Annotated in this window: 22 protein-coding genes and 1 pseudogene; 15 read left to right on the forward strand and 8 right to left on the reverse strand. The window is 59.9% G+C overall.

The features are described from left to right. The first annotated feature begins 147 nt into the window (after positions 1-147). Genes QRN59_RS09670 through QRN59_RS09680 form a run of 3 tightly spaced genes read left to right on the forward strand, consistent with a single transcriptional unit; the run spans position 148 to position 2,117 of the window. Positions 148-645 carry a LexA family protein gene (locus QRN59_RS09670; protein WP_284982293.1) on the forward strand — a complete coding sequence of 166 codons (498 nt, stop codon included), beginning with the start codon at positions 148-150 and terminating at the stop codon, positions 643-645. Continuing rightward, the gene (locus tag QRN59_RS09675; RefSeq protein WP_284982294.1) at positions 602-1,906 is read left to right on the forward strand and encodes a Y-family DNA polymerase; all 1,305 of its coding nucleotides are present in this window, start codon (positions 602-604) and stop codon (positions 1,904-1,906) included. The genes QRN59_RS09670 and QRN59_RS09675 overlap by 44 nt, the downstream gene beginning before the upstream one ends. A gap of 43 nt (positions 1,907-1,949) precedes the next feature. After that, a complete protein-coding gene (locus QRN59_RS09680; protein WP_284982295.1) occupies positions 1,950-2,117 on the forward strand; it encodes a hypothetical protein in 168 nt (55 codons plus the stop codon). 41 nt (positions 2,118-2,158) lie between these two features. Here QRN59_RS09680 and QRN59_RS09685 read toward each other — a convergent pair whose 3' ends face one another. Beyond that, positions 2,159-3,196: a hypothetical protein gene (locus QRN59_RS09685; RefSeq protein WP_284982296.1), complete on the reverse strand. Its 1,038-nt coding sequence runs from the start codon at positions 3,194-3,196 to the stop codon at positions 2,159-2,161. 327 nt (positions 3,197-3,523) lie between these two features. Continuing rightward, a complete protein-coding gene (locus QRN59_RS09690) occupies positions 3,524-3,856 on the reverse strand; it encodes a hypothetical protein (protein ID WP_284982297.1) in 333 nt (110 codons plus the stop codon). A 188-nt stretch (positions 3,857-4,044) separates the two neighbouring features. Between QRN59_RS09690 and QRN59_RS09695 the strand changes: the two genes are divergently transcribed. From QRN59_RS09695 to QRN59_RS09735, 9 genes and pseudogenes are all read left to right on the forward strand, one after another. Beyond that, positions 4,045-5,034, forward strand: a complete 990-nt coding sequence (locus tag QRN59_RS09695) for an ATP-dependent DNA ligase (protein WP_284982298.1) — start codon at positions 4,045-4,047, stop codon at positions 5,032-5,034. A gap of 615 nt (positions 5,035-5,649) precedes the next feature. After that, positions 5,650-5,778: pseudogene (locus QRN59_RS09700) on the forward strand (methylisocitrate lyase); the annotation flags it as partial. A gap of 68 nt (positions 5,779-5,846) precedes the next feature. Next, positions 5,847-6,983 carry a bifunctional 2-methylcitrate synthase/citrate synthase gene (locus tag QRN59_RS09705; protein WP_284982299.1) on the forward strand — a complete coding sequence of 379 codons (1,137 nt, stop codon included), beginning with the start codon at positions 5,847-5,849 and terminating at the stop codon, positions 6,981-6,983. A 582-nt stretch (positions 6,984-7,565) separates the two neighbouring features. Continuing rightward, positions 7,566-8,153 carry an adenylate kinase gene (locus QRN59_RS09710; RefSeq protein WP_284982300.1) on the forward strand — a complete coding sequence of 196 codons (588 nt, stop codon included), beginning with the start codon at positions 7,566-7,568 and terminating at the stop codon, positions 8,151-8,153. 566 nt (positions 8,154-8,719) lie between these two features. Continuing rightward, on the forward strand, positions 8,720-10,414 hold the full coding sequence (locus QRN59_RS24635) for a sigma-54-dependent Fis family transcriptional regulator (RefSeq protein WP_502871044.1): 1,695 nt from the start codon (positions 8,720-8,722) through the stop codon (positions 10,412-10,414). Positions 10,415-10,594: 180 nt separating this feature from the next. After that, positions 10,595-11,854 (forward strand): acyl-CoA dehydrogenase family protein, encoded by a 1,260-nt coding sequence (locus QRN59_RS09720; protein WP_284982302.1) that lies wholly within the window; start codon positions 10,595-10,597, stop codon positions 11,852-11,854. Between the two features lie 99 nt (positions 11,855-11,953). Further along, the gene (locus tag QRN59_RS09725) at positions 11,954-13,462 is read left to right on the forward strand and encodes an aldehyde dehydrogenase family protein (RefSeq protein ID WP_284982303.1); all 1,509 of its coding nucleotides are present in this window, start codon (positions 11,954-11,956) and stop codon (positions 13,460-13,462) included. Positions 13,463-13,580: 118 nt separating this feature from the next. Continuing rightward, positions 13,581-15,188 carry an AMP-binding protein gene (locus tag QRN59_RS09730; RefSeq protein WP_284982304.1) on the forward strand — a complete coding sequence of 536 codons (1,608 nt, stop codon included), beginning with the start codon at positions 13,581-13,583 and terminating at the stop codon, positions 15,186-15,188. 98 nt (positions 15,189-15,286) lie between these two features. Continuing rightward, on the forward strand, positions 15,287-16,504 hold the full coding sequence (locus QRN59_RS09735; RefSeq protein ID WP_284982305.1) for an acetyl-CoA C-acetyltransferase: 1,218 nt from the start codon (positions 15,287-15,289) through the stop codon (positions 16,502-16,504). Here QRN59_RS09735 and QRN59_RS09740 read toward each other — a convergent pair. Next, the gene (locus tag QRN59_RS09740) at positions 16,501-16,638 is read right to left on the reverse strand and encodes a hypothetical protein (protein WP_284982306.1); all 138 of its coding nucleotides are present in this window, start codon (positions 16,636-16,638) and stop codon (positions 16,501-16,503) included. The genes QRN59_RS09735 and QRN59_RS09740 overlap by 4 nt on opposite strands. Positions 16,639-16,731: 93 nt before the next feature. Here QRN59_RS09740 and QRN59_RS09745 point away from each other — a divergent pair, with 93 nt between their 5' ends. Continuing rightward, the gene (locus QRN59_RS09745; RefSeq protein WP_350225227.1) at positions 16,732-17,940 is read left to right on the forward strand and encodes an acyl-CoA dehydrogenase family protein; all 1,209 of its coding nucleotides are present in this window, start codon (positions 16,732-16,734) and stop codon (positions 17,938-17,940) included. 108 nt (positions 17,941-18,048) lie between these two features. Next, complete coding sequence (locus QRN59_RS09750) at positions 18,049-18,804, forward strand: SDR family NAD(P)-dependent oxidoreductase (RefSeq protein ID WP_284982307.1); 756 nt, start codon at positions 18,049-18,051, stop codon at positions 18,802-18,804. An 828-nt stretch (positions 18,805-19,632) separates the two neighbouring features. Here the strand turns inward: QRN59_RS09750 and QRN59_RS09755 are convergent. The 3 genes from QRN59_RS09755 to QRN59_RS09765 all read right to left on the reverse strand — a co-directional run bounded on the left by QRN59_RS09755 (position 19,633) and on the right by QRN59_RS09765 (position 23,257). Further along, a complete protein-coding gene (locus tag QRN59_RS09755) occupies positions 19,633-21,078 on the reverse strand; it encodes an aromatic amino acid lyase (protein WP_284982308.1) in 1,446 nt (481 codons plus the stop codon). Between the two features lie 296 nt (positions 21,079-21,374). Next, entirely contained in the window at positions 21,375-22,367 is a 993-nt protein-coding gene (locus QRN59_RS09760) for a PDR/VanB family oxidoreductase (protein ID WP_284982309.1), read from the reverse strand. A 113-nt stretch (positions 22,368-22,480) separates the two neighbouring features. Further along, positions 22,481-23,257 carry an IclR family transcriptional regulator gene (locus tag QRN59_RS09765; protein ID WP_284982310.1) on the reverse strand — a complete coding sequence of 259 codons (777 nt, stop codon included), beginning with the start codon at positions 23,255-23,257 and terminating at the stop codon, positions 22,481-22,483. A gap of 153 nt (positions 23,258-23,410) precedes the next feature. On the opposite strand from QRN59_RS09765, the gene QRN59_RS09770 reads away from it, so the two are divergent. After that, positions 23,411-24,619 (forward strand): cytochrome P450, encoded by a 1,209-nt coding sequence (locus tag QRN59_RS09770; RefSeq protein ID WP_284982311.1) that lies wholly within the window; start codon positions 23,411-23,413, stop codon positions 24,617-24,619. 187 nt (positions 24,620-24,806) lie between these two features. On the opposite strand, the gene QRN59_RS09775 is transcribed toward QRN59_RS09770, so the two are convergent. After that, complete coding sequence (locus QRN59_RS09775) at positions 24,807-26,054, reverse strand: D-amino acid dehydrogenase (protein ID WP_284982312.1); 1,248 nt, start codon at positions 26,052-26,054, stop codon at positions 24,807-24,809. Continuing rightward, positions 26,051-26,482, reverse strand: a complete 432-nt coding sequence (locus tag QRN59_RS09780; protein ID WP_284982313.1) for a RidA family protein — start codon at positions 26,480-26,482, stop codon at positions 26,051-26,053. The genes QRN59_RS09775 and QRN59_RS09780 overlap by 4 nt, the downstream gene beginning before the upstream one ends. Between the last annotated feature and the right edge of the window lie 22 nt (positions 26,483-26,504).

The following is a 26,504-nucleotide window of genomic DNA, read 5'->3' on the forward strand; positions in this document are numbered from 1 at the left end:
TATATGAATGGAAGTCTATCTGAAAGGCATTATGAATGGTCTATCGAATGGCGGACAGGGTGCGGGCTTCCGCTCCCGTGTTGTACCCCGACGGTGCGCAGCGTAGTCTAGATATTCGAACATATGTTCGAGGAGGAGCTTCACCCGATGCGCGCTGTACCCGTAGCGCCGCTTGTGCCCGATCAGCCCGTCATGCTGCCGTTCGCGCCAGAGGCGGTCCAGTGCGGCTTCCCGTCTCCCGCCCAGGATTACTTCTCGGGTGATCTGGACCTCGCCGAGCACCTGATCCGGGACCGGGTCTCCACCTACATCTGGCGCGCCGCCGGCGATTCCATGATCAATGCCGGCATTCACGACGGTGACCTGCTCCTGGTCGACCGAGGCATCACTCCGGTCGCTGGACACATCGTCATCGCAGTCATCGACGCGGAGTACGCCGTCAAACGCCTCGATCTGGTGCAGGGGCGGCCAGTACTCCGTAGTGAGAATCCGGCCTACCCCGATCTCACCCTGCATGAATTGTCGGAATTGACGATCTGGGGCGTTGTCACCTGGGTCTTGCACAAAACCGATGTCAGTCGCCCTACCTATGCTTCACACCGTGACGATCCGACCAGAAGTTCCGACCTCCATCGCACTCGTTGACTGCGTCTCCTTCTACGCCAGTGCTGAACGGGTCTTCGATCCGTCGCTCCGCGATCGACCGATTGTTGTGTTGAGTAACAATGACGGATGCGTGGTCGCGGCCGACCCCCTGGCCAAACAGATGGACCCTGAAATCATGGGCAAGCCCTGGTTCAAGGTCGAGTCCTGGTGCCGGGCCAGGGGCGTCAGTGCGCGGTCATCCAATTACGAGCTCTACGGTTCGCTTTCGGCCCGCGTCGCCACGATCCTGTCGCGATTCTCGGCGTGGCAGGAGGTCTACTCGATTGACGAAAGTTTTCTCCAGCTCCGCGGCACACCTGAGGACCTCGAGGTCCTCGGCCATGAGATCCGCTCGACGGTGATGCGCCTGACCGGTGTCCCGGTGCGCGTCGCGATCGGTCCGACGAAAACCCTCGCCAAGGTCGCCGCGCTCGGCATCAAGAAGAGCCCCGCGATGAATGGCGTGCTCGACCTGGGCAGGTACCCGGCAGAACAGCTGGATCGGATCCTGGCCTCGATCCCCGTGCAGGACCTCTGGGGCGTCGCCGGGCGCACGACGAAAAGGCTCGCCCCGATGGACATCCATACGGCGAAAGACCTGCGTGACGCTGATGCGAAGTGGATCAGGAAGTGCTTCTCGGTCGTCATGGAACGCACCATCCTGGAGCTGCGCGGCATCAAGTGCATCGAGCTCGAGCTGCAGCCGCCGACGGCAAAAGACCAGCTCATCTTCTCGCGGAGCTTCGCCAAGAAACTCACGGATCCCGACGACATGGCTCAGGTGCTCTCGATCTACGCCCAGCGTGTGTCCGCGCGACTCCGGTCACAAGGCTCAGTCGCCGGGCATCTCTCGGCATGGGCGTCGACCGGCTGGGCCGATGAGGGCACGGTGGCCCACAGCGCGCACGTGGCCGTGCCGCTGCCGAACCCGAGCGATGACCCGATCACGCTGACCAAGGCTGCACGTGCACTGCTCCCGGAGCTGTTCCCTGTGCCAGGGATCCGCTATGCACGGGCCGGCGTCGTGCTCACGGATCTCAGAGCAGCCGACGGCACACAGGTCCTGCCGCTGTTCCAGCCGGAGTTCGAAGGCAGGGGAGTAGGGCAGGTGCTCGATGCCATCAACCGAAAGCTCGGCGGCCAGGCAGTGGGTGTCGGCCTCGGCGGTCTGAAGACACCGCAGAGCTGGGAGATGAAACGGGCAATGCTCTCGAAGCGATGCACGACGAATTGGGACGAACTGCCCGTCGCCGTCGCATAGCGCGGCCAGAGGGTCCAAAGCGACAAATGGGAGAATCACCACTATGCAAATCACTCTCACCATCGGACCGCTCACGGACCCGAGCGAGCAAGACGATCCGGCCTCGTATCAGAAAGTGAAAGCCGAGGGTCCCGACTACGACACGGCGCTCCAGAATGCCCGCGGCCTGGTCCCTGATGGATACCGCGTCCTGAACATCCGCACCGATTGAGTGCCTGAAACCGACGGCTGAATCAGCGCCGCGGCTTCGGGTCATATAGTCATGAGCTTCACGGGACGACCACTGACCTCACTCGGTGCGATCTCCCGCATTTGAATCGCCCTGAGCCGTTCGAAGCTGTCAAACCGAGATATACGCGAATCCGACTGTACGACGTCAGCGATCCCCACGACCTCCCAGACGGTTCCTGCGGGCAGAACCAACTCGTTCTCCTTCAATACATGGATATTCACAACATTGCGCGCCTGCTCGTCGATGTAGACGCCTTGTCGTGGTGCAAGTTCAAGACGCAAGCCTGTCTCCACGCCGTCCGAGTTCAACCACCGCGGTGTCGGATGCAATGAGCCGAACCACCAAATTTTCGTCGTCGCACTACGAATGTGGTTGTACTGCACAACATCGCCTACTTCAAGGGCAAGATGCATGGCAAGAGCGGGCGGACCCGTAGTCCGGGCACCAATCTGGTGATAGACGACAGTTCCAGATGGAACCTCCAGATCAACATCAGGATCGGCGAGGACACCGGCCATGCCGGAACTGCTGTGTCCGGTTTTGTGATTGACAATCGCTTTTGCATGTCGGACGAACACGGGCAGATTCGTCCGCTGCTGTTTCCGCAGCTTGGTGATCGAATTTTCGTCGTCCGCCCGATGCATGTCCACAGGCAGAAACGGTGCCTGTGTCCTCTGGTGGGTCGCCTGGAGTTGTCGCGCATAGTGATCCATCCACGGCAACAGCCGGTAACCAAAGGAGCGCCCAGATTCCGTGTTGGGCGGATTGCTCCATTCAGTCAACTTCAGCTCGGGGAACTCCTTGGCCCACTGAGCGAACAGCCAACCATCCGGCGGCAATCTCCACGACGGCCGATTGCCAAATTTGCGCCAGGCGGCGACGCCGATTGGGATCCATAGGATTACAGCAAAGTCACAAATCTGCCGTTGCTCGTCGGAAGCAGCATCACGCGCGCGCCAAGACCTTGAGTGATCAACTCTGATGTGCTCCAGCTGTTGATAGCGCCACCAGGCATTCGGCCACCACAATGCCAGTTCCGGAGATGGCTCTGTGTCCAATGGATCTGGCAAAGTGCGACGCCCCGGCCATCGCCCATGAACCCAGCACAGTCCCTTGGTGGTAATCCGCGTGCAATCCAGCGTCAGGCATATGCGCGACTGACCCTTCTTTCGACGCACCGGCCGTACCTCCCGTCACAACCGCTCAGCCACTGTCAAGCGGATCGATTTCCAAAGCCGGATCCAGGCATTGGGCAAAGCCGTGAAGTTGTGGCGTTACAAGAGCCCAAAATAGTCGACTGACCCGCTGATACGACGAATGCCGCGCCCAGTCCGAGGTAAGTCATGATCAAAGCACCAATCACACAGCGTGGCCGGCTCGCCGGTTCATTTCGCGTACGCCCGATACTGCTTGGTCACCCAGCGCACCACGGCGTGCAGATATCGCTCGCGATCCGGCACCTGCACCGACCAGCGCTCGTCCGTTCGCGTGTTCCAGAGGACGCCTGAGTCGAATCCTCCTACGACCAGGTAGAGCGCGAGCTGCAGGGACATCACGTATGACAGCTCAGAGACGAATTTCAGCTCATACACCTGACCCTGGTGCACCGCATCGGCGACGCCTGTGAACACGATCGGCGTCGAACGGCCCCGCGTCTGCTCGACGGTGCCAGCCAGTTCCAGCGGCACCTGCGAGGCGCAGTTCCGGTGGAGTCGCATCGCCAGCCTGGCTACGAGGGCATCGCGGACAACGTCGGATCCTGCGAGTCACCTGATCGGCACACCGCAAGGGACCCGAAACTGCAATATGGGTGCGAGAACTGCACGATGCGATCGGCGAATCGCTCTTACAACGCCTGCGTGCGTGAGGGGAGACTTAGCAGGCGGCAGAAGGACTACCGTGGAGCATGAGCGCCGGTCATTCCAGAGCGCTGGGCGGGCCCTTCGACCTCGCCCTCGCCAAGGCTGTGCCCACGATCCCGGACCGACCGCAGATGCTCTTCGAACCCAAGTTCGATGGCTTCAGGACCGGGACTGTCATAGAAGACGGCAGGGTGCGGATCTGGTCCCGGAACGGCACCGACCTCACTTCAAGGCTGCCCGAGCTAGAACAGGCTGTGGCTGAGCAGGTTGACGAAGGCTTCGTGCTCGACGGCGAGGCGGTGATTTGGAACGGGGAACAGTTCGACTTCGACGCGCTGCAGCGCCGCATGGGAGCCGGAGCTGCCCTGGCGCGCCGGCTCGCGGCCCGGCAGCCGGCTTCTCTGGTGGTGTTCGACGTCTTGGCCGTCCTCGGCCGCGACGTGCGTTCCCTGCCACTCGCGGACCGGCGGAGGCTCCTCGAGGAACTTGCCACGGATTTCGCCCCTCCTTTACAGCTGTCCCCGGCAACGCATGATCGGGCCGTCGCTGTGCAATGGTGGGACGACCTCGCCCACACAGGTGTGGAAGGGGTCATGGCAAAAAGACTGGACGAACCATGCAGGGGAGGGGTGCGGGCGTGGTTCAAGGTCAAGAGACGCGACACGACAGAAGCCGTCGTGGCCGCTGTGATCGGCTCGTGCTCGAGGCCGACGATGCTGGTCCTCGGCCTGCACGACGACTCGGGGCGCCTCCGCTTCGCGGGTCGTACGGGATCGCTCTCATCGGATCAGGCAGCCAAAGCCGCGGGATTCCTAAGGCCGCCGGCAGGGGAGCACCCTTGGCCGGAGGAAGTCCCGTCGACGTGGCTCGACCGCTTCGCCAAGGAGAAGCGTCTGGTGCACCTGACCCTCGTGGAACCTGTCGTCGTCGAGATCTCGGCCGACGCGGCCCGCTCGGGGCTGGCGTTCCGCCACAGTGTGAGGCTGGTTCGTTTCCGGCCCGAGCTGGACCCCGGGGACGTCCGGTCGGTCTAGGCTTCGCCAAATCGCTTCCCTCGCTTGTGAACACGGACCCGCTGGCCAGAGACATGCCTCAGGGCCCGCCACACTTCTTACACCGCGACGAGGCCTTACGAAAGCCCTGACAGAAGGAATATCAGCGGGCGAAGGCGCCCGTTAAGCGGTCGATCGCCGTGCTGCGGTACCCCGCAGACCCGGCCCGCGCAATTGCTGGTCAGGGCGATGTACGTATGACTCTCACGATGAAATGCACACCTCAGCCCACTGCAGGACGCAGAGTTGATTTCGGCGTATGTATACATAAATGGAGGAATATTGCCAAAATGAAGAGTTGTTGCCATCTTAACACCTTATAATGTATACATTAAGAGGTGGTCGTGTCCATGACACCCAACCATGCTGCGAAGACCGAAGTCTGAAGACCGTGGCGGGGTGGCTCATGTGATCACCCGGGATTCCGACAATCGCAACAGAAGCCAGCCCCACCGCGGTCTTTGAAACGGAAGGCTTGAGGAAGTTGGACATGGCGAAACAAAAGGAAGTGCTTGATGAGGGCAAGTGACCGCGCATACAGGTATGACTGCCCTAAATTCCGTCCGCGTCTATAAGAGCGAAGAGAACCTTGCCCGTGAGGAGTTGAAGGCCACAGGAACGCAGGAGGCGCAGGTGGAGAACATGCTGACCCGTGCGCGGCTCTATGACCTCGTGGACTACGAGGCTTACAACCACTGCGGCACGAGCGTTTTCATGTACCAACTGACCCCCACCCATCCCGCACTTCCGGCTTCGGCCGGCAAACAAGCACAAAGAAACGAAGGAGTTTCAACATGGCTGAAAATGAGATCAAGAAAGGCCTGGCCGGCGTCGTGGTTGACTATACCGCGATCTCCAAGGTCAACCCGGACACCAACTCGCTGCTGTACCGCGGTTACCCCGTGCAGGAACTCGCCGCCAAGTGCAGCTTCGAAGAAGTCGCCTTCCTGCTCTGGAACGGTGAGTTGCCCACGCCGGAGGAACTTGCAGAGTTCACAGCCCGCGAGCGCGCGGGCCGCGCCCTTGACCCCGTAGTGAAGCAGGTCATCGACACGCTGCCGACGACGGCCCACCCCATGGATGTCTGCCGGACGGCCGCTTCGGTGCTGGGAGCACGGCACCCGCTGGCCGAGGATTCCACGCCGGAAGCCAACATGGCCAAGGCCATTGACTTGTTCGCCGCCATGCCCGCGGTGGTCGCCTACGACCAGCGCCGCCGGCGCGGCCAGGGCGTCGTGGAACCCCGCGACGACCTGGGCTACTCAGCGAATTTCCTGTGGATGACCTTCGGCGAGGACCCGGTGGACGAGGTCGTGAAGGCATTCAACGTCTCGATGATCCTCTACGCCGAGCACTCCTTCAACGCGTCCACCTTCACGGCCCGCGTGGTCACCTCCACCCTCTCGGACCTGCACTCCGCGGTCACCGCGGCGATCGGCGCCCTCAAGGGCCCGCTGCACGGCGGCGCCAACGAGGCCGTCATGCACACCTTCGAGGAAATCGGCATCCGCACCGAAGAATCCCTGGAAGAGGCCGCCGCCCGGGCGAAGACCTGGATGGAACACGCCCTGGCACAGAAGAAAAAGGTCATGGGATTCGGGCACCGCGTCTACAAGCACGGCGACTCCAGGGTGCCCACCATGAAGGCCGCACTGGACAAGATGATCGCCCACTACGGCCGGCCCGAAATACTGGGCCTGTACAACGGCCTCGAGCAGGCCATGGACGAGGCCAAGGCAATCAAGCCGAACCTCGACTATCCCTCGGGCCCGGCTTATCACCTCATGGGCTTCGACACGCAGAGCTTCACTCCTGTTTTCGTGGCCAGCCGGATCACCGGCTGGACAGCACACATCATGGAACAGACCGCTTCCAACTCCCTCATACGCCCCCTCAGCGCCTACAACGGCGTGGAACAGCGGTCTCTATGACCGTGGCCGAGGACGGCCAAGGATCCGTAGTGGAGCACCGGATGGTCAAGGGCCATCGACTTTCGCAACGTTCGGGTGCCACTCCTGGGCGCACCCGCATTCATGTTTCCAACTGCTATTCCATGTGGCTGGATACTTCAAGACCGACAAACGGATAGGAGGAGTCTGTGGACCTTCACCTGCAATCGGACTGGCATCGCGCTTTGGGTCAATTCGTAGAGATACGGCTGATTGGTCAGACTCTCCGAACCGGAGTGGTCGAGGCCGTAATGCCAGACAATTCGATACTTTGGATTTCTGCCGACGGCCCGTTCCCTCGAGAAATGGTCGAACGGGCTGACGGCAAACAGGTGTTTGCCCGTTACTCATGGAATCCTCCTCCCGGCTCATCCCTTCCTCCTCTCAGTCCGAAACTTCCCCTTTTGACTCATGAGTTCAGTGCCGCCAAGGTTTTGGCTCGTCCCGAGGACTTGCCGGCTGCAGCCAGATGATTCGACTACGACGATATCGGAGCAGCTGACACGGATTATTGAGAGTTACCCCACCCACCCCCGAGACTCGAAGGGCATCCTTAAGATGAGAATGTTGATTATTGGACCCCCCGGTTCCGGCAAGGGCACGCAAGCGGAACGCCTCTCGGATCGGCTCGGCGTTGCAGCGATCTCAACCGGTGACATCTTCCGGGCCAACGTCCAAGGTCGGACCCCTCTAGGTGTCCGGGCCAAGAAGTACATGGACTCTGGAGACTTCGTCCCAGACAGCGTTACCAACGAGATGGTGCGCGATCGGCTCAGTGCTCCCAACGTCGACGACGGCTTCCTCCTGGACGGCTACCCCCGGACCACCGCGCAGGTCGACTATCTCGACAACATCCTCGCGACCCGCGAGCAGAAGCTCGACTTCGTCCTGACGCTAACGGCCGACGATGAAGAGCTGATTTCCCGCCTCCTAGGACGGGCCGAGAAGGCGAACCGGAGCGACGACAAGGAAGCCGTCATCCGGCACCGCCTTCATCTGTATCACGAGCAGACAGAGGCCGTAGTGGCCAGGTACTCCGAGCGCGGCATCCTCAGACAGGTCGACGGCATCGGTGCAATTCACGAAGTCACCGATCGCGCTCTCTGTGCCATCGACTCCGGCGCCACGGTCTCATCACTGATCCCGCGATGACTCCCCGTTTCCTACATCCACGTGACTGGTCCGCAGTCCGGCGTATCAAACAGGACTCAGAAAGCGTCGGAGCCAAGCCGGGCGGGGACCCCAGTTGCGAGTGAACGGATTGATCACAATCGTCAGGGAGCACAGTCGGGGTAGACCAAATGCGCCCGCTCAACGCCCCCGGGCCATGAGCACTCCATCGCGGTTTGTACGGACTGGTAAAGAAGTTTGCCAGCACCGGCGAGCTTCCTGTGGTCCTGCTCGCCGCCGGCGGCACAGCCACCCCGGCCGCCCCGGCAACATGTGCAATGGCGAGATCTAAGTGAGGACCCCCTGGGACACGGACTACAACACGCTCCTCGGATGTGCTCGGCGTTTGTGAGGAAGCAGCGGCCTCCCACCGGACTGCGTTGGATACCGTGGTCGACGCTGTCCCAACGTTAAGATGCGATCAATTCAACACCAGCGGTATCTCGGCCAAGCGTCGGTCATTCCGGGAACCGTTCGCGTGACCAGAATAAGAAGAAGTAAAATGGCATAACTACTACCAGAGGACCCTTAGCGCCACAGGGGAGGGGGTGAACTCGTTGGAGGGTGTCACGACTCCAGACGGTCCACTAAACCTCAGGCCAGAAATCGCACTGTCTTGGAAGCGTTCACAGATTGCGGGCGTCTCGCCGGGCAGCCACCTCCAGGGCCTAGAGGTCATTGACTTCGAATCCTCAAGTCGGCTGATCCAGGCTGCCGTACCTGTCCTGGACAGAGTCGCGTTCGATCTCACCGGTTTGCCATACTCATTGCTGCTGGGCGATTCAGACAGTTGCATCGTCGGGCGGTGGTTCGATAGGCCCGAGGTCGATCAAGCGCTTGAACGAGCCGGCGCAGTCTCGGGGGCCAAATGGAGAGAGTCCGATGTGGGCACAAATGGCCTCGGGACACCGTTAGAGGTTAGAAGCGGCATCTGGATCCGGGGCGGGGAACACTTCGCGCGGATCCTCAGTCCATTCACTTGCTACGGCCAACCCATTGTGCATCCGATTACTCATCGGTTGGAGGGCGTCCTGAACATTACGGTTCGACCAGGAGACGCCCATCCGTTGTTCGCCCCTATGCTCATCCGGGCAGCTGAAGACATCCAGGTGCGCCTACTTGAATCTTCGCGAGCATCCGACACCCAGTTATTCCGTGCATTTCAAGAGGCTGGCCGAACCGGGCGGACGGTCATCGCGCTGAACGATAATGTGATGCTTGCGAACAACGCCGCATTGGGCCTCGTCGACGAAAGCGATGTCACGATGCTCCGCGAACTCGCTTCCGATGGCTCTGTCACACCTGATGGCGCGACCCGCACAATAAGCCTTGGGTCCGGGGCTCAACTCGAGGCGCAGATCGAACGACTGACAGGAGCCTCGAATGGAGCGATCATACGGCTCACACCCCGCCGCCCCTCCGCGCATGCCAAACTACTCACCGGAGGAATCCGCTACGACGTCGCTGACGACGAAGGAGAGCGCCCCGCCGCAGCCGTCGCTTCCTTCCACCACATTTACGTCGGGGGCGAGACTGGAACAGGCAGAACCACCACAGCGCACGCGCTGGCCCAAGGCAGGCCAGTTACGTCCATGGATGCCCGAGACTCACTCGCCGACGGATCCGAACGTTGGGCCCAGAGACTTTCCAGCGCAGCCAAAGAGCAGGTCGGCACCTTGGTCGTCGAGAGTGTTCATGTGCTCTCGCCCGAACTCATCGAGTTCGTCGAAGGCGTCCTCGGTGCGGCTCCTGACAAAACGATCGTTCTAACCGGGCACGCCGATAAGTGGCTTCCTCCCCACATGCGGGGCCTACTGGCAAGATGCGATCACGTCATAAGCCTGTCCCCACTCCTCGGACGTCGCAACGACATCCCAGCTCTCGCAGCATCAATGCTTTCGACCATCGATCCGGATCACGACAGACGACTCAGCCCCGCAGCGACCCGAATCCTCATGGCTCAACCATGGCCAGGAAACCTGTCCGAGTTGAAGAAAGTCCTCCGCACTGCCGTGTCGCAGCGGACCGTCGGCGCCATCGAGGTAGGGGATCTACCCCTGAACTACCGCTCCCGCCCCACTCCAAAGCTCGCCGGACGCGAGCAGGCCGAACGTGAAGTGATCATCGACGCGCTACGGCGATTCAACGACAACAAGACGCATGCCGCGAAGCATCTGGGGATCACTCGAACCACACTCTACAACCGCATCCGGGCCCTAAAGATCACTGATCAGACCGTCTAATTTTTGAACAGTTTCTCGTGACCTGAGCCACTAATGTCGATCTTGCATCGAAAAGAGTGCCAGTGGGAGTCCCCGGCAATCGTAGGGCAAATCGACCATCACCAAGCCGCCGTCGACGCCGGAATTGGTCACGGTTGAGTTGGCAGTTACGGGACTCCACGCCTAGAAGGAGAAATCAGAGTGGGTATTAGTTTCAGTCTCAGCGAAGAGCAAGCACAGCTTAGGGAGGGTGCGCGCCTTTTCGCAGAAAACATCCTCTCCAAAGTGGAAGCTGCCATAGCTCCTTACGGAACTCCGGAGGAGCGCTTCAACCAGCTCAAGCCGTTCTATCAGGACATGGTCGACGCCGGCTTCGTGAACGCGCTGGTGCCAGAATCCGATGGGGGCACGGGCATGTCCTCGTTGTCTTTTGCACTGGCGTGCGAGGAACTCGCACGGGTAGACGTCAATGTTCCGAGCGCTATTCTCGGCACCGGGCTTTCCCTTCAGCCGATCATCCACTTCGGTACCCCTGAGCAGAAAAAACGGTTCTTCTCGCCGTTCCTCAGTGGGCAACCAGCCCTCGGCGCCTTGGCGTTCACTGAGTCGGCGGGCGGGGCAAACTACGCCTCTCCCGAACCAGGCGCAGGTGCTCAGACGATCGCCACAAGGGACGGTAATGAATGGGTCATCAACGGCAAGAAGAGTTACACCACCAACGGGACCGGCTGGAATCGTGAAGGTGTCGAGCTCATGACTGTCCTTTGCCGTACGTCTGCAGACCTCCCGCCTGACGAGTCCCTCGCCGTAATCATCATTGAAAAGGGCACACCCGGCGTAGAAACAGTCGGGATTATCGACACTATGGGCCATAGGGCAGTAATTTCTCCGCAGATTGTATTCAACAACGTGCGCGTCCCAATAGACAACATGATTGGCGTTCCCGGACAGGGTCAAGAAATCATGGAGACGACGTTCTCATGGACAGGAGCTCTCATTGGCGCCGCATGTGTCGGGCGAATGCGCGCCGCGTTTGACGCGGCCTATGCGTTCGCGAAAGCCGAAAAGCGGTCCGGCCCTGTCCCGATCATTGATTACCAGAATGTCGGGTACATGTTGGCCGATATCAAGATGAAGATCGAGGCCGCGCGTTATCTCGCCTGGAAGGCAGCCGACCAGTATGACAAGACAGGCGGCCGTGATCGCGAGCTCGCCAACATCTCCAAGGTGTTCAATTCGGAGCTCTCAGTCCAGGCCGTGTATGACGCGATGCGTCTCATCGGGGTCGATGCATACTCTGACCTCTCACCGATCCCGGCAATCATGCAAGACGTGCTGTGTTTCCCAATTTACGACGGAGGGAACATGGGCGTCCGGCGACGTCAGATGCACGAAATGATGCGGAACACCAATTACGACCCGGTCGCGGTGGCCGCTGGACTTAACTCAATTCACGATTAGGGGCTTTCGTCACTACCCACCCCTATGAGTTCCGCCTCGCGGAATCACTTCGCGGGCATTCTTCCCGCACGCCAAATTCTTGAGTCTAAAGGAATTATCATGACATCTACAGTCCATTCGCCGTTGGCGGCTATCTTGCCCGAGGTCGCAAGTTTTCTCAGTCGACCCGTCAGCCACCTGATCGACGGGCAAAACGTTCCTTCGGCATCTGGTGAATCCTTCACCACCTTCAATCCGTGTGACGGCGAATCGCTCGCGCAGGTTTCGTTCGGTGGCACCGAGGACGTTAACCGTGCAGTGTCGGCGGCCCGGAGGGCGCTCGACGGCCCTTGGGGTCGAATGAGCCCCTCCCAACGGAGCAAGATTCTGTGGCGCGTCGGCGACCTTCTGGAGGAACGACTGGAGGAGATCGCTCTCGTTGAAGCGCTCGATAACGGAAAGCCGCTGGCTTATGCGCGTTTGGTCGATGTTCCCCTCGCAGCCGACTGGTTCCGTTACATGGCGGGATGGCCCACAAAACTCGAGGGCAGCACCATCCCGGTTTCGGCGGTCGCCACCCCTGGCGACTACTTCGCATACACGGTCCGGGAGCCTGTCGGTGTCGTTGCGGCGGTCGTGGCATGGAACTTCCCTCTTCTGCTTGCTGCGTGGAAGCTGAGCCCTGCGCTGGCCGCAGGCAACACCGTCATCCTTAAACCGGCGGAACAGACCCCACTCAGCGCCGCTTTGCTGGGCGAGATTCTGCGTGACGCCGGGGTCCCGGACGGTGTCGTGAACATCGTTCAGGGTGATGGCGAGAACGTCGGCGCTGTACTCGCCGCCCACCCCGGCGTCGACAAGATCTCCTTTACCGGATCAACAGAGGTCGGCCGCAAGATCGTTGCCGCGGCGCGCGGGAATCTGAAGAAGGTAACCCTCGAGCTTGGCGGCAAGTCGCCAAACGTGGTCTTCGCGGACGCGGATATCGACGCCGCGATCGAAGGAGCGGCAAACGCGATCTTCTTCAATCAAGGCGAAGCATGCGAGGCAGGTTCACGCCTATACGTTCAGTCGAAGGTTTACGATCGGGTCGTCGAGGGCGTGGCCAAGATCGCTTCGGAAATGAAGGTAGGCGACAGCCTTGCGCCTGACACGCAAATGGGTCCGCTCGTCTCTGAGCAGCAGCTCAACACGGTTCTGGGCTACTTGGAAAGCGGCAGGAGCGAGGGGGCCACCGCTGTCACTGGTGGACGTCGCAAGGGAGATGTCGGATACTTCGTCGAACCAACGGTACTTGTTGATACCAAACCGTCAATGCGTGTGGTGAAGGAGGAGATCTTCGGACCCGTAGTCACCGCGATGCCATTCAATGATGTCGACGACATCATCCGCACTGCCAACGACACTAACTACGGTCTCGCTGCAGCGGTCTGGACCTCCGACGTATCGAAGGCCCACAACGTCGCATCAAAACTCAAAGCCGGAACCGTTTGGATCAACAGCTACCACATTCTTGACCCGGCTTTGCCGTTCGGTGGCTACAAACAGTCCGGATGGGGCCGCGAGCACGGCGCCGCAGTCCTTGACGCTTACACAGAGACGAAGACCGTGATCCTGAACAAAGGGTAACCCGACGGTCCGGGCGCACCGCCATGACCCGAACAGGCCCAGCGCGTCCCGCCCTTACACAAGAGCTAGGGGCGGGACGCCAACCCATCATCAGCATGTTTATCTACAGGAGACACGAATGCCGTCATCCACCCTCACCGTTGAGGCTGTGATCAGCAAATACGCCACTTCCGATGCGTGTGCCGCTGAGCTACTTTGCGACGGGCACGACCCGGACGCCGTTGCCTTTTCCATCATCGAAGCCGACCTCAGCAGCGAGGACATCACTTACGGTCAGCTGCGCGAGCGTTCAGAACGGGCGGCAGCCGCACTGGCCGACCTGGGCGTCGGACCGGGTGACACCGTCGCCACATTAATGGGCAAGTCCGCCGACCTTGCCGTCATGCTCCTGGCCATTTGGCGCCGCGGAGCCATCCATGTGCCCCTGTTTACTGCATTCGCCTGGCCGGCCATCGAGCTGCGGCTTATTGCCTCCGGTGCAAGAGTCGTTATAACTGACGCAGATCAACTCGAAAAACTGAAGGACTCTGCTGCCACCATCCTGGTCGCCGGCGACCAGGCCAAGGCACCGGCCCTGGCCCTCACCCCGTTGCTGGCTGCCCAGCAGCCAGGCATCCCTGCCGAAGCCGTGGGAGGCGACGGCACACTGGTGATGATTTTTACCTCCGGAACCACGGGCACGCCCAAGGGCGTGCCGGTTCCGCTCCGAGCCCTGGCGGCATTCCGGCAATACATCGAGCTCGGTCTCGACGTCCGCGAAGATGACGTTTTCTGGAACGCGGCGGACCCGGGCTGGGCCTACGGACTGTACTACGGCATCCTCGGACCGCTCGCGGCCGGTAGGCGCAGCCTGCTGCTGCACGCGGGGTTCTCTCCCTCGCTCAGTTTCGCTGTGCTGGAACGGTTCAAGGTCAGCAACTTCGCAGCCGCCCCGACGGTCTACCGGACGATGCGTTCTCAACCCGAGAACCGGCCGAAGAACCTCATGCTGCGCCGGGCTTCCTCAGCCGGCGAACCGCTGACCCCGGAAGTGATCTCCTGGGCCGAAGAGACATTCGGTGTGCCCGTACGCGACCACTACGGACAGACCGAGCACGGCATGATGATCATCAACGCCTGGCACGATGATACGAGACAAGAACTAAGGCCCGGTTCGATGGGCCACCCGCTGCCGGGCTGGACCTGCCAGGTCCTGAAGGACGGATCGGATGAACTGGCAGCCCCCGGCGAAATGGGACGGGTCGCCGTCGATGCCGCCGCAAGCCCGATGATGTGGTTTTCCGGCTATAAAGACGCTCCCGAAAAAACAGCTGAACGTTTCAGCCAGGACGGCCGCTGGTACATCACCGGGGACGCGGGCAAGAAAGACGCGGACGGGTATTACTTCTTCTCGTCCCGGGATGACGATGTCATCATCATGGCGGGATACCGCATCGGCCCGTTCGATGTGGAAAGTGTTTTGTCCACTCACCCAACCGTGCTCGAGAGCGCCGTTATCGGCGCCCCGGATGAGCTCCGCGGGGAAGTCCTGGAAGCGTACGTCGTGCTCAACGAAGGCGTTAGAGGGGATGACACCCTAGTTGCCGAACTCCAGAAGCTGGTCAAGACCCAGTTCGCTGCCCACGCCTTTCCCCGACGGATTCACTTCATCGAGGCACTGCCCAAGACACCTTCGGGCAAGCTCCAGCGCTTCATCCTCAGGAAACAGCGCGCCGCTGCCCAGTAAGGAAACCGCAGGCGAAGCCTGATCACCGACCAGGTTCTTGCCGCGACCTCCCGGCAACGTCAACACCTGATCTCGCAATAACGAAGGACTACAGCAGCATGGGAATCAACAGCACAGAAGCATTCGCCCCCAGTCCCGGTGACGTCGTCATTGTCGGCTGTGCACGGACGCCGCTGGGCCGTCTCAACGGCCAACTTGCCAGTTTCAGCGCTGTCGAACTCGGTGCCCTAGCCGTGGCCGGCGCACTCGAAAAGTCCGGGCTCAGCCCCGACCTCATTGACGCCGTGATCATTGGACAGGTCGTACAGGCGGGTGCCGGACAGAACCCGGCACGGCAAACCGCCCTGAAGGCCGGTATCGCCTGGGACGTACCCGCAGTAACGATCAACAAGGTCTGTCTGTCCGGACTCGCTGCCGTCATTGATGCTGCCCGCCTCATCCGTGCCGGTGATGCCCAGATAGTTGTGGCTGGCGGACAGGAATCAATGAGTCAGGGCCCGCACATCCTGCCCGGCTCGCGGCAGGGATGGACTTACGGCAGTATCGAGGTTGTGGACTCCGTGGCCCACGATGGTCTCACGGACGCCCACGGCAAGGAATCAATGGGCTCATTGACCGAGCGCGGTAACACCAACCTCGGGATTGGGCGTCTCGAGCAAGACGTGGTAGCTGCTGCCTCCCACCGGCGGGCTGCGCAGGCCGCCGAAGATGGCCTCTTCAAGGACGAAATTGTCCCCGTCACGGTGAACCGCCACAAGGGTGAACCGCTGGTTCTCTGCACGGATGAGGGCGTCCGGGCCGACACCACCACAGACACGCTTGCCGGCCTGCGCCCGGCGTTTGCAGCCGGAGGGACTATCACTGCCGGCAATTCGTCCCCCCTTTCGGACGGCGCCGCTGCTCTGATACTCACCAGCCGGGCCAATGCGGAAAGGTTGGACCTGGATATTATCGCGGTCGTCGGAGCCCCCGGGCAGGTCGCGGGACCGGATAATTCCCTGCATTCCCAGCCGGCCAATGCTATTAGCGCCGCACTTACCCGCGCGGGCTGGGATGCCGAGGATCTGGATTTCGTCGAAATCAACGAAGCATTCGGCGCCGTCGCGGTCCAGTCCCTAAGGGAACTGCAAATTCCGCTAGAACGGTGCAACATCCACGGGGGTGCTATCGCATTGGGCCACCCGATCGGTGCTTCCGGCGCCCGGCTCGCTCTGCACGCAGCCAACGGGTTGAAGGTCCGGGGATCGGGCCGAGCGGCGGTTGCGCTCTGCGGCGGCGGCGGACAGGGCGAGGCACTCCTTCTCTACCGCAACTAGTCGACGCCGATTTCGCCGACGATGAGGTCGACCGGAGCGTTATAGGCTTCCGCGTCACTCAATCCGATGCTTTCGGATATGTTTCGCTCTTGGATGCTCACCATGACGGAGGAAACGACCTCAGAAACGAACACCGAATGAACATTTTTGACACGCACGGGAGCGCCAACCTTGCGCAATCCGTATTTCAACGCACTGAGGCTTGGTGGCCAGGCCGCGGAAAGGCAATGATGATTCCCCTCATAGAAGAGTTGAAGACATCGATCCCGTCGCATCAGGGCTCGGTACCATATCCGGAAGCCGATCTTCTCTTCCTGAAAGACCTGCTTTCCGAGGAGGAGCAGGAGCGGTTCAGTTCGGCTCGACGGTTCTTCCAGAACGAAGTACGTCCCATCGCCGTCAAATATTGGAACCGCGCCGAGTTTCCTTTCGATCTGCTCCCCAAACTGGCAGCTCAACAGCTGGCAGGAGGCAAGCCTCCGAGCCACCTGCTGTCGGGCCTCATCCAGATGGAACTGACCAGAGCAGACACCTCCATCTCGACATTTCTTGGCGTCCACCACGAACTGTTCGCCGCTGCCGTTGAACACCTTGGTTCGGACGCGCACCGCGAACAGCTGCTTCCCGACTTGTTGAGGTTGAAAAAGATTGGCGCTTTCGCCTTGACGGAGCCGTTGCACGGCTCTGACATCTCCAGGGAGATCGAGACCACGGCCACCCGCGACGGAGACGAATGGGTCCTGAACGGATCAAAGCGATGGATCGGGAACGGGACCTTCGCGGACTACGTCCTGATCTGGGCCAGAGACACCGAGGACGGTCAAATTAAGGGATTTATTGTCGAAAGGGAACGCGAGGGATTCCACGCTCAACCCATTGCCAACAAAATCTCGGTCCGCATCGTCCAGAATGCCGACATCATCCTGCGGAATGTACGCATACCCCTGACCAACTGGCTGCCTGGGACCAAGACGTTCCGGGACACGAACACGCTCCTGATGAACTCACGGGTCTGGGTCAGCTGGCAGGCAGTCGGCCAGCAATTTGCGGCGTTTGACGTGGCGCGGACATATGCCCTTGAACGGAAGCAGTTCGGCAGGCCGATTGCCGCCTTTCAGCTCATACAAGACCAACTAGTAAGGATCTTGGGCAACGCGACCATGTCCCTGTCACTGATGATCCAGCTCGCAAGACTGCAGGAGTCCGGCCGGCTGACTATGGACCACGCGGCCTTGGCGAAGGCAACCTGCACCGAAAAGATGCGAGAGTCCGTGGCGCTGGGCCGGTCCATTCTCGGAGGGAACGGGATCAGCACTGATTTCGAAATGGCAAAGATTTTCGCGGATGCAGAGGCCATCTACTCCTACGAGGGAAGCCAACAAATCAACACCCTCCTCGTCGGACGTGCCCTGACCGGAATCTCGGCCTTCGCCTGAGCAAGACGCTCCAGACCACGGAGCCCTCTACCACTATCGAATCGACGCCGCGGCCTATCGCTAGCGGCGCGGCCACAGAGGCCGTGTGCCTCAAAACTAGGAGTTCCAATGCAGATTGAGAATACGGCAGCACTAGTCACGGGGGGAGCCTCAGGCCTGGGGTCAGCCTGTGCCCAGGCCTTGGCCAAGCAGGGTGCTCGCGTCGTGGCCGTCGACCTCGCCGCCGCAAACGAAAAAGCCGAACGGATCGACGGCGTCGAGTACCTGGAGGCTGATGTCACATGTGCCGAGGACATCCGGCAAGCCGTCGCAACTGCCTCCTCGGGAAAGCCTTTGAGGATTGTCATCAACTGCGCGGGCATCCTCCCCTCCCAGCGAATTCTCAGTAAAAGGCGAGTCCACGATCTGGCTTTGTATGCCAAAGTCATCGAAGTAAATCTTGTGGGAACGTTCAACGTCCTATCAGCCGCCTCAGGTGCCATCGCTGAAACCGAGCCTGACCAAGACGGCCAGCGCGGAGTCATCATCAACACGGCATCTGTTGCCGCCTTCGAAGGGCAAATTGGCCAGGTTGCTTACGCTTCGTCGAAAGCCGGGGTCGTTGGGATGACGCTCCCCGCGGCAAGGGACCTCGCACAATATGGAATCCGTGTAAACACCATCGCCCCTGGAATCGTGGAAACACCCATGATGGAAGCCGTCAGCGATGAGATTCGCCAGAGCCTGGCCGACGGAGTCCCCTTCCCCAAACGACTTGCCCGCCCTGACGAGTTTGCCCAGCTTGCCCTAGCCATCATCGACCACGACTACCTGAACGGGGAAACATTCCGCATGGACGGTGCCCTGCGAATGGCTCCGAGGTAGTAAGCGACAAATGCAATCCGGACTTTCACATGCACGCATACAAACTAAAAGGTTCGGGCGAAACGGTCTTTGCCGCCGGATCGGCTATCCGCGAAATGGCTAACACGTCCGAGAACGAACCGGAGCGTGCTACCGCGCGAAATGCAGGAGCTAAGACTGGCTTTGCCCACGGCAACTCGGGACTTCGCCCAAACGGGTCATCGCCGCATCCTTCGGCCGACGCACAGCAGAAGGACTGCTCATCGAGTGCAGACGTTCCGTCCAACCTTCGGCACTGAAGATGCCGGGATCGGCACGCGCGCTTTCCTGGTCACGGAGGAGCCGCTGTCCGCCGGACGGTGAAATGTCGAGAGAGTGAAGGGATCTCAGGCAGCGGACGCTCCTTTTATGCGGGCTGCGTGATCATCAGTCGCCGGACCACGCCATCGGGAACAGGAACGCGCCTTTGGGCATCTTCGTTCCCTGACTCCAATGGTAGTCGACAGGGTCGACGTCCTGGCTCGGCCGTCGTTGCTACCGTCCGGACAGCGTTACTCATCCGGGACACCTTCCTGCACGAAGCACGAAGCCTTCAATCTTCACGAAACGTCTGCGTTTAAGGAGCAGCTGTCGACGTTTAAGGAGCAGCTGTCGGCACTGGGAATTGGGACCTCTCGTCCGGTCTGCCAGTGGTCTGGGACCCACGGGCCTTTGCGCACGGGCGCCGGCACAGCCAAAATCGAGGCGAGCGAATAATGGACCTCGGGGCCAACGACGATGAACCCATTTGCGAGGTGAGATGTTTAGGAGCTTTGCCCCGCATGACACACATGGCATCTTTGGGCCGTTCTAACGTCCCAAAAGGGCCAATTCTTCAAGGATGGCTTCCGCTGAATCCAGATCCTTTCTCTGATCGCGGTCAGAATCATCCTGGGGCAATGACAGGGCCAGCTCGTATGCATCTGATGCTGCGCGAGAATGCATGTCCGATGGCAAAAGTCCCCGCTGCCGCAATAGACGGGTCGCGATAATGAGCTCACCGGCGACTACGGAACGATAGCTGTGAACAGCTCTCTCCAACTGAACAACTCCCTCGCTCGCAAAGCTCGCGTCCTCCTCCGTCCCTCGCGACAGAACCACCGTAGCTAGGCTGCTAGGGTGGGCGGCTGTATGTATTGCCCCATAGGCGCTGGCCACTACATATTCAATGGTCATAATGCCTGAAGCGCTGTCGGCCCCGACCGCTAGGAAAGGATTTAATAGCGTATATTCCGGATCAGTCATCATCCGAATTCTGGACATACTCAGGGGAATGGTCTGTGCCAAAGCAATCTTGACGCCGTCGAGAGCCAACGACAAGGGAGCCTGATGGAAGCCGGCGCTGTGCTCAACAGATGCACCCCTGCCGTTTTCGTCGTATACGAAGAGAGGGTTCTCCTGAGCCGCGACAATGAGTCGCGAAAGTAATGCTTCGATTTTGTCCAGAGCATTAATTAGACCAATGGTGGAGGGCAGAAATGCACGCAACCCGTATGGATCTTGGATGCGCGACGGCGTATGACCTGAGCCAAGAATGTTTCGCATTCTCTGAGCAAATTCGTCCACATCTTCGGCTGCGGTGCCCTTCGCCGCAGCCGCGCTAAACGGAGAAGGGTTGCCCGAGAGGCCGGTGAAGGTGAGAACGTAGACCATAAGTGCCGCATCAACTAACTGACGGAGATCATGAGCTGCAAGGACCGCACGGCCGATGGTCAGAGCGTTGCTCGAGACGAAGGGTAATGCGCTGTCCTTTCCCCACGGGGCCATTGGATCGAGCGGGCCGGTGGCGGCGCGCTCACCGAGTAGCGTAAGGGCCGTACCGCAAAGTGCTGAAAGGTCGGCAGTGCCAATGGATCCGAACTCCCGGATTGTGGGGAGTGAATTGGAGTTAAGCATGGTGGCGAGGGCTGGCAATATACGGTCTTCAAGTCCGGCTCCTGGAGTGCAAAGCTGTGACAGGCGCACTGCAAGCATCGATCGGACGGCGTCTTCGGCTAGTGCCGTTCCGGAATCGACTGCGCTACTTCTAAGCAGCCGCATGCCATGCTCTAGGTCATTCCCGTCGACTTGGGTCGCTTTGTTGGCACCAAAACCAGTCGAGCGGCCGTATGTCGGGATCCGTGCCGAAAGGGCAGCCGCTTCCTCATGCGCCAACCGGATCGAACCGATGACATCGGATGAGATCGCCACACCTGCTCGTCGTCGCGCGATGGCGACGATTTCAGCGGTTGTGGTTGACCCGGAAAGGACAATCATGTGGCTCCTCTACTCGTAATCGAATGCGCCTGTCACGGCTAGTGGATGCTATCTGAGCGACTCTGTCTACGCCTAGCATCAGTTGTTCGCCCCATACGGCTGGTAGAGCTTTTCGTATCACTGGACCTTCATCTTTTGTTCTACGGGAGGCAGAGACGGTATGCCATCCCCAGAGGAAAACCGGGGGTGCTCTTGACACGGAGGAGCCCGTGCCTGGCTGCTCCGAACAGTGCGGCAGGACTGGTCAGTCCTTTCGTAAAGCTCCGCTACTAGGCTAGGCGGCCCGATCGCATCGTCTATATGTTTAGTACGAGTTTGTCGCCGACACACCTTGAGACGCAGATCATCATCGTTTCTCCTGCTGCCCGCTCTTCGGGGCTCAGAACCGCGTCCCGATGATCTGGAATGCCCTCAATGACCTCTGTTTCGCAAGTTCCACAGGTTCCTTTGCGGCAGGAACTGAGCGTTCGGACGCCGACACGATCCAAAGCGTCGATGATGGTTTCGTCGGCGGCGACCTCTACTTCCGCACCATCGGAGGTTTCGACAACAAACGAAAGGCTGTCTTCGAATTCAGGCACTGGCGAGGCAGCGCTGTCGAAGAGCTCATGGTAGTACTCGCCATGGGTCCCATCCCGGTACAGCTCCCCGAGTTCGGTCAGCATTCGGAACGGTCCGCAGGCATAGGTCGAAGCAGCGGATTGAAGCCCCAGTCGTCCGACAAAGGCGGTCAGGTTCATCGCACCGCTTTCGCTCTTCGCATGCGCGCGGATCCTGTTTCCGTACTTCTGCAGCTCGGTCAGAAACGGCATAGAGCTCCGGTCCGATCCGAGGTAGAGGAGGTTCCAATCCGCCCCTTTCCTGTCAGCCTCTCGTAGCATCGGTAGCAGCGGTGTGATCCCGATGCCCCCGGCAATGAACTGAATCGGCCCTGCGAAGTCCCTTATGGGAAAGTGGTTCTTTGGACCCCTTACTTCAAGGCTGTCACCGGGTTGTAGCGCTGTGTGAATGTATCGTGAGCCGCCGCGTCCTTCTTTGTCGAGCAGAACTGCAATTCGCCAGGCGCTATGATCGTCAGGATCTGAAATCAGGGAGTACTGTCTCAACATTTGGTTCGGGAGCATCACATCAATGTGGGCCCCTGGAGTCCATTGGGGGAGTGCCGATGACTCGATCGGGGCTAGGAGCACGGATGAAACACCTGCAGCCTCCTGCTGGATGTCTCGGACTTGGAGTGTGAAGAAGTCTTGCAGCAAGTGCCCGGGGGCGTGCAGTGTTTGCTCACTCATTTCCGGTACCTCGTAGGGTCTTAAGCATCATCGGAACTGAGATCAACGCTCGTTGTGGAAATGGATCGTGTGGGGTCAGGGGTGTTGGGGGAGTCACCGATGGTGTTGGTGGTTCAGTCAGCATCGAGTGCCTTTCGAGTATTGATCGTCGGAGATAGAGATTCGAGACTCAGAGATAGATTTTCGGCTGCTCTATTTAGGGCTTTCAGGGCAGAAGTCACCCAGGTCTTTGACCCGCAGCGCGCTTCCGGCCCAGCAACGTTCAGGGAACATACGACTTCTCCGCTAACAAACACGGGGACTGCAACGGATACTGAGCCGGGGTCCAATTCGCCGCGCGAAATGGCCCAGCCAGCCGACCTGATCTGAATGAGACTTGAACGAATTTGATCCGCGTCCAGGGTGTTCTTGGTGAAACGGATCAGTTCTCCATCAAGCACTTGTTTCGTGACGTCCGGCGGAGACCAGGCAAGTAGCAGGCGTTGCCCGGCGCCGGCGTACAACGGCAGCAACTCGTTCACGGCAAACGTGTACTTAAAAGCCTTATCCGTTTCGGCGCAGCGAAGACACATCGCGCTGGCTCCGACGCGAATAATCATCACCGCAGTTTCACCGACATTCTCGACGATGCTGCGCAGGACTGCCGTGCCGACTTCAGCAAGGTGGTTCTGGACGGAATACTGACCGCCGAGAGCCAGCAGCGCCCGACCGGGCCGGTAGGCGCCTGCATCCTCGACAATGAAGCCTCGGGCCTTGAGCGTCTTGAAGTACCGATAAGTCGAGCTGACGGGAATTCCCAAGCGCGAGGCGACACCCTCGACTGTCGTGTCAGCGCCGCCAGCGACTTCAGCGAGAATCGTAAGCCCCCGTTCCAATGACGTGTTAGCCATCGTGACCTCCTCAGTGCCTCGTTCTTCGATGGTGCAGGTTCCGATGCGACGAACCAATTTGCATTCCCGCAAAATGAGAATGCTGTTAGTTCATTGTCCCGCTTATCGATACTTTGATCGTGCCCAAAGATTCTCAGCAACCTAGGATTCATTATGAAGATGACGCTATCGGGTGCGGATGTTGTCTCGCTTCCGGACGACCCCTATTCCGACGAGAACCTGACAGATCCTTACCCACTTTTTGAGCGCATGCGTTCTTCCGGGCCGGCTGTTTGGTTGGAGAAGTACGGAGTCCTGGCATTTAGTCGCTACGATGAGTGCCGCGAGATCCTCGACGACTACCGAACATATATCTCGGGAGCAGGCGTTGGTCCCAAAAACCTGCACGACGACCCGCCGTGGCGACCTCAGGGAATCCTGGAGCTGGATCCTCCGATCCATACGGCCATGCGCACCGCGATGAGCGGTGTCATATCCCCACGAGGAGTTCGATCCCTCCGAACCGGTTTTGAGGCCTTTGCCGAAGAACTGGTCGACGATGTTCTCGCGAAGGCCGAGATTGACGGCGTAACCGATCTGGCGGAGATTTTCCCCATCCGCGTCTTTGGCGATGCCGTCGGTATCCCCAGGGAAGGGCGGGAAAAGAATCTTCTTCCTCACGGCGCAATGAACTTCAGCGCATTCGGCCCAGAGAATGACCGTCACCAGCTGTACTTTGAGAAGGGCGCCGGAACCCATGAGTGGGTCATGGAGATGACTTCTCGCGAGAACCTCGCCCCCGGTGGTCTTGGTGAGCAGATTTGGGATTTTGCCGACCGGGGTGAAATATCAGCAGACCAAGCACCGTTGCTGGTTCGCGCGATGCTCTCCGCAGGTCTGGACACGACGATCTTCTCGATCGGAAACACCTTGGTACCTTTGGCCAGCGATCCATCGCAATGGGAGGCACTTCACGCAGATCCCAGGCTTGTGAAGTTCGCCATCGACGAGGCGTTAAGGTTTGAGTCGCCCTTCCAGTCCTTTTATCGAACCACCTCGAGCGATACTTCATTCCGGGGCATCAACTTGCCTGCTGCAACCAAGGTCCTGTTGTTTGTTGGATCTGCCAACCGAGACACCGCTCATTGGGGCCCGGATGCGGCCCAGTTCCGCCTCGACCGCCAGGCTGCCGGACATTTGGCCTTTGGCATGGGAATTCATCAGTGTGTTGGGCAACCGATTAGCCGACTTGAAATGGAAGTACTTTTCACGGCTTTGGCTAGGCGAGTCAAGAGCATCGAATTGACAGAACAGCCCGTCCCCCTGCTGCACAACACCCTACGAGGCTGGGAATCCATCCCAGTCCGCCTGATACCCGCGTAAGGCAGCGTGGCGTCCGTCGGAAGTTGTGATTTGGCAACCCGCTAGGACAAACTCGCTCCCAATTACCGCGGCGGAGCCGTTCTTCGAGCCGTCAGAATCTGACTGGCCTCTTTAGGAGACACTCCCCACGGGTCAGGGCTGCACTCGATACGCTATGCACCTGACGGAAATCCGGTACGGCATGCCTCTAACGGCTCAGCGCGTATGCGTCGGTCCGGAGAGTGGAAGGCTTGGATTCGATAATGTCCACCAGCATTTCGGCCGAGCCGCAGGCCATAGTCCATCCGAGATGACCGTGGCCTGTATTTATGTAGAGGTTTCGCGGCCTTCCTCTGCCGATAATGGGCGGTCCGTCGGGCGTCATGGGCCGAAGCCCCACCTTGTAAGTGGCACGGTTGTAGTCCAAGACCCCCGGGAAGAGTTCCTCTCCGGCCTTGAGGATCCTGCTGAAGTCCTTGGCTAAGTATTCCAAAGAGTATCCCGTGAACTCGGCCGTGGCAGACATCCGCAATTGATCGCCGAATCGCGACCAGGCCACGAGCGATTTTTCGTCAATTCCCCCCAGTTGTGGGGCCAGGGCGCCTGGGGTTACCGGCGCCGTCATGCTGTATCCCTTGGCGGGGTAGATGGGGAGGCGGATTCCTATCGTGCGGGCAAGCCGGGCGCTGTCAGGGCCGCTGGCGAGAATGTAGCCGTCGGCGCGGAAATCCGATTTTCCACTGCTGAGCCCGGTTACGCGGTCGCCGTCAATATTGATGGACTGGATGGTCGTGTCAAAGGTGAACTGTGCCCCCATCTCCTCGCACCGTTTCCGGATTTCCGAAGCAAACAATGCAGGATTCCCGGTTGCGTCGGTGGCATCACGAACGGCTCCGACGAAGGGAACTTGACTTCTGGTCAATGCCGGTTCGAGATGGAACAGTTCGTCCTTGGACAGGACGTTCTGCTGTTGTCCGTTCTCGCGCATGATCCGTCCGTGCTCAATCGCCCGGCGCAGTGCTAACTCGTCACGGTAGAGGTATAAGACGCCGCCCGCGGAGGGTTTGAAGTCCATGCCCTCATCGGCGACGATCTGGTTGAAGAGCTGCTGGCTGCGCTGAGCGAGCCCGAGCTTGGCCAGGGTGTTGTCGTGCGCCCGCGACGGCGTGCATTCGCGCAGGAACTTCAACCCCCAGGAGATGAGTTCGGGATCGAAACGCGGCCTGACCCGAATTGAAGTATCGGAGGTGAACAGGGATTTCAGGAGTTCCATGGGGGCTGATGGCGAAGCCCAGGCAAAGGAATGGCCTGGGGCGATTAGTCCCGCGGTTGCGTCACTGGTCGCACGGGTTTCTCCGGCTTCCCGGTCAATGACCTGGACCTCGTGCCCGCGCCGTGCGAGCTCGTAGGCCGTTGTCACTCCGATGATGCCCGCCCCGATCACGAGCAGCCTCATTTCTCTCGCCCCGCGTCCGCTGAGCTGCTTCTCTGTAGCCGGGCGATCGCTTGCACTTCGACGAGAAGTCGCTGATCGAGGAGCTGGGCAACAACTGTGGCCCGGGACGGCCGATGCCTTCCAAAAGCGGCGCCCCAGGCAGCATTGAAGGACTCTGCCAGGCTTGCGTCCTTAAGGTACACGGTGCATGAAACGACATCGTCGAGGGTCGCTGCGTAGACTGCGAGGACACGAGCGAGCCTTGCCACCGAGTGTCGGGTCTGGGCAGAAACATCCCCTTCGCCGTGGATCCGTCCGTCGTCAGTAAATGACACCTGGCCAGAAACATAGACTGTGTCACCCACCCGGGTTGCTGAAGGATAGAGCGAGCCGGCGGTCGTAATACCCTCCACGTCTACCGTACGGCCGGGGCTGGAAATTGAAGTCATGGGTCTCTTTCGGAAGAAAACG

Origin of the sequence: Arthrobacter sp. efr-133-TYG-118, from assembly GCF_030209755.1 — a bacterium.
In the GTDB taxonomy this organism is placed as follows: Bacteria; Actinomycetota; Actinomycetes; order Actinomycetales; family Micrococcaceae; genus Arthrobacter.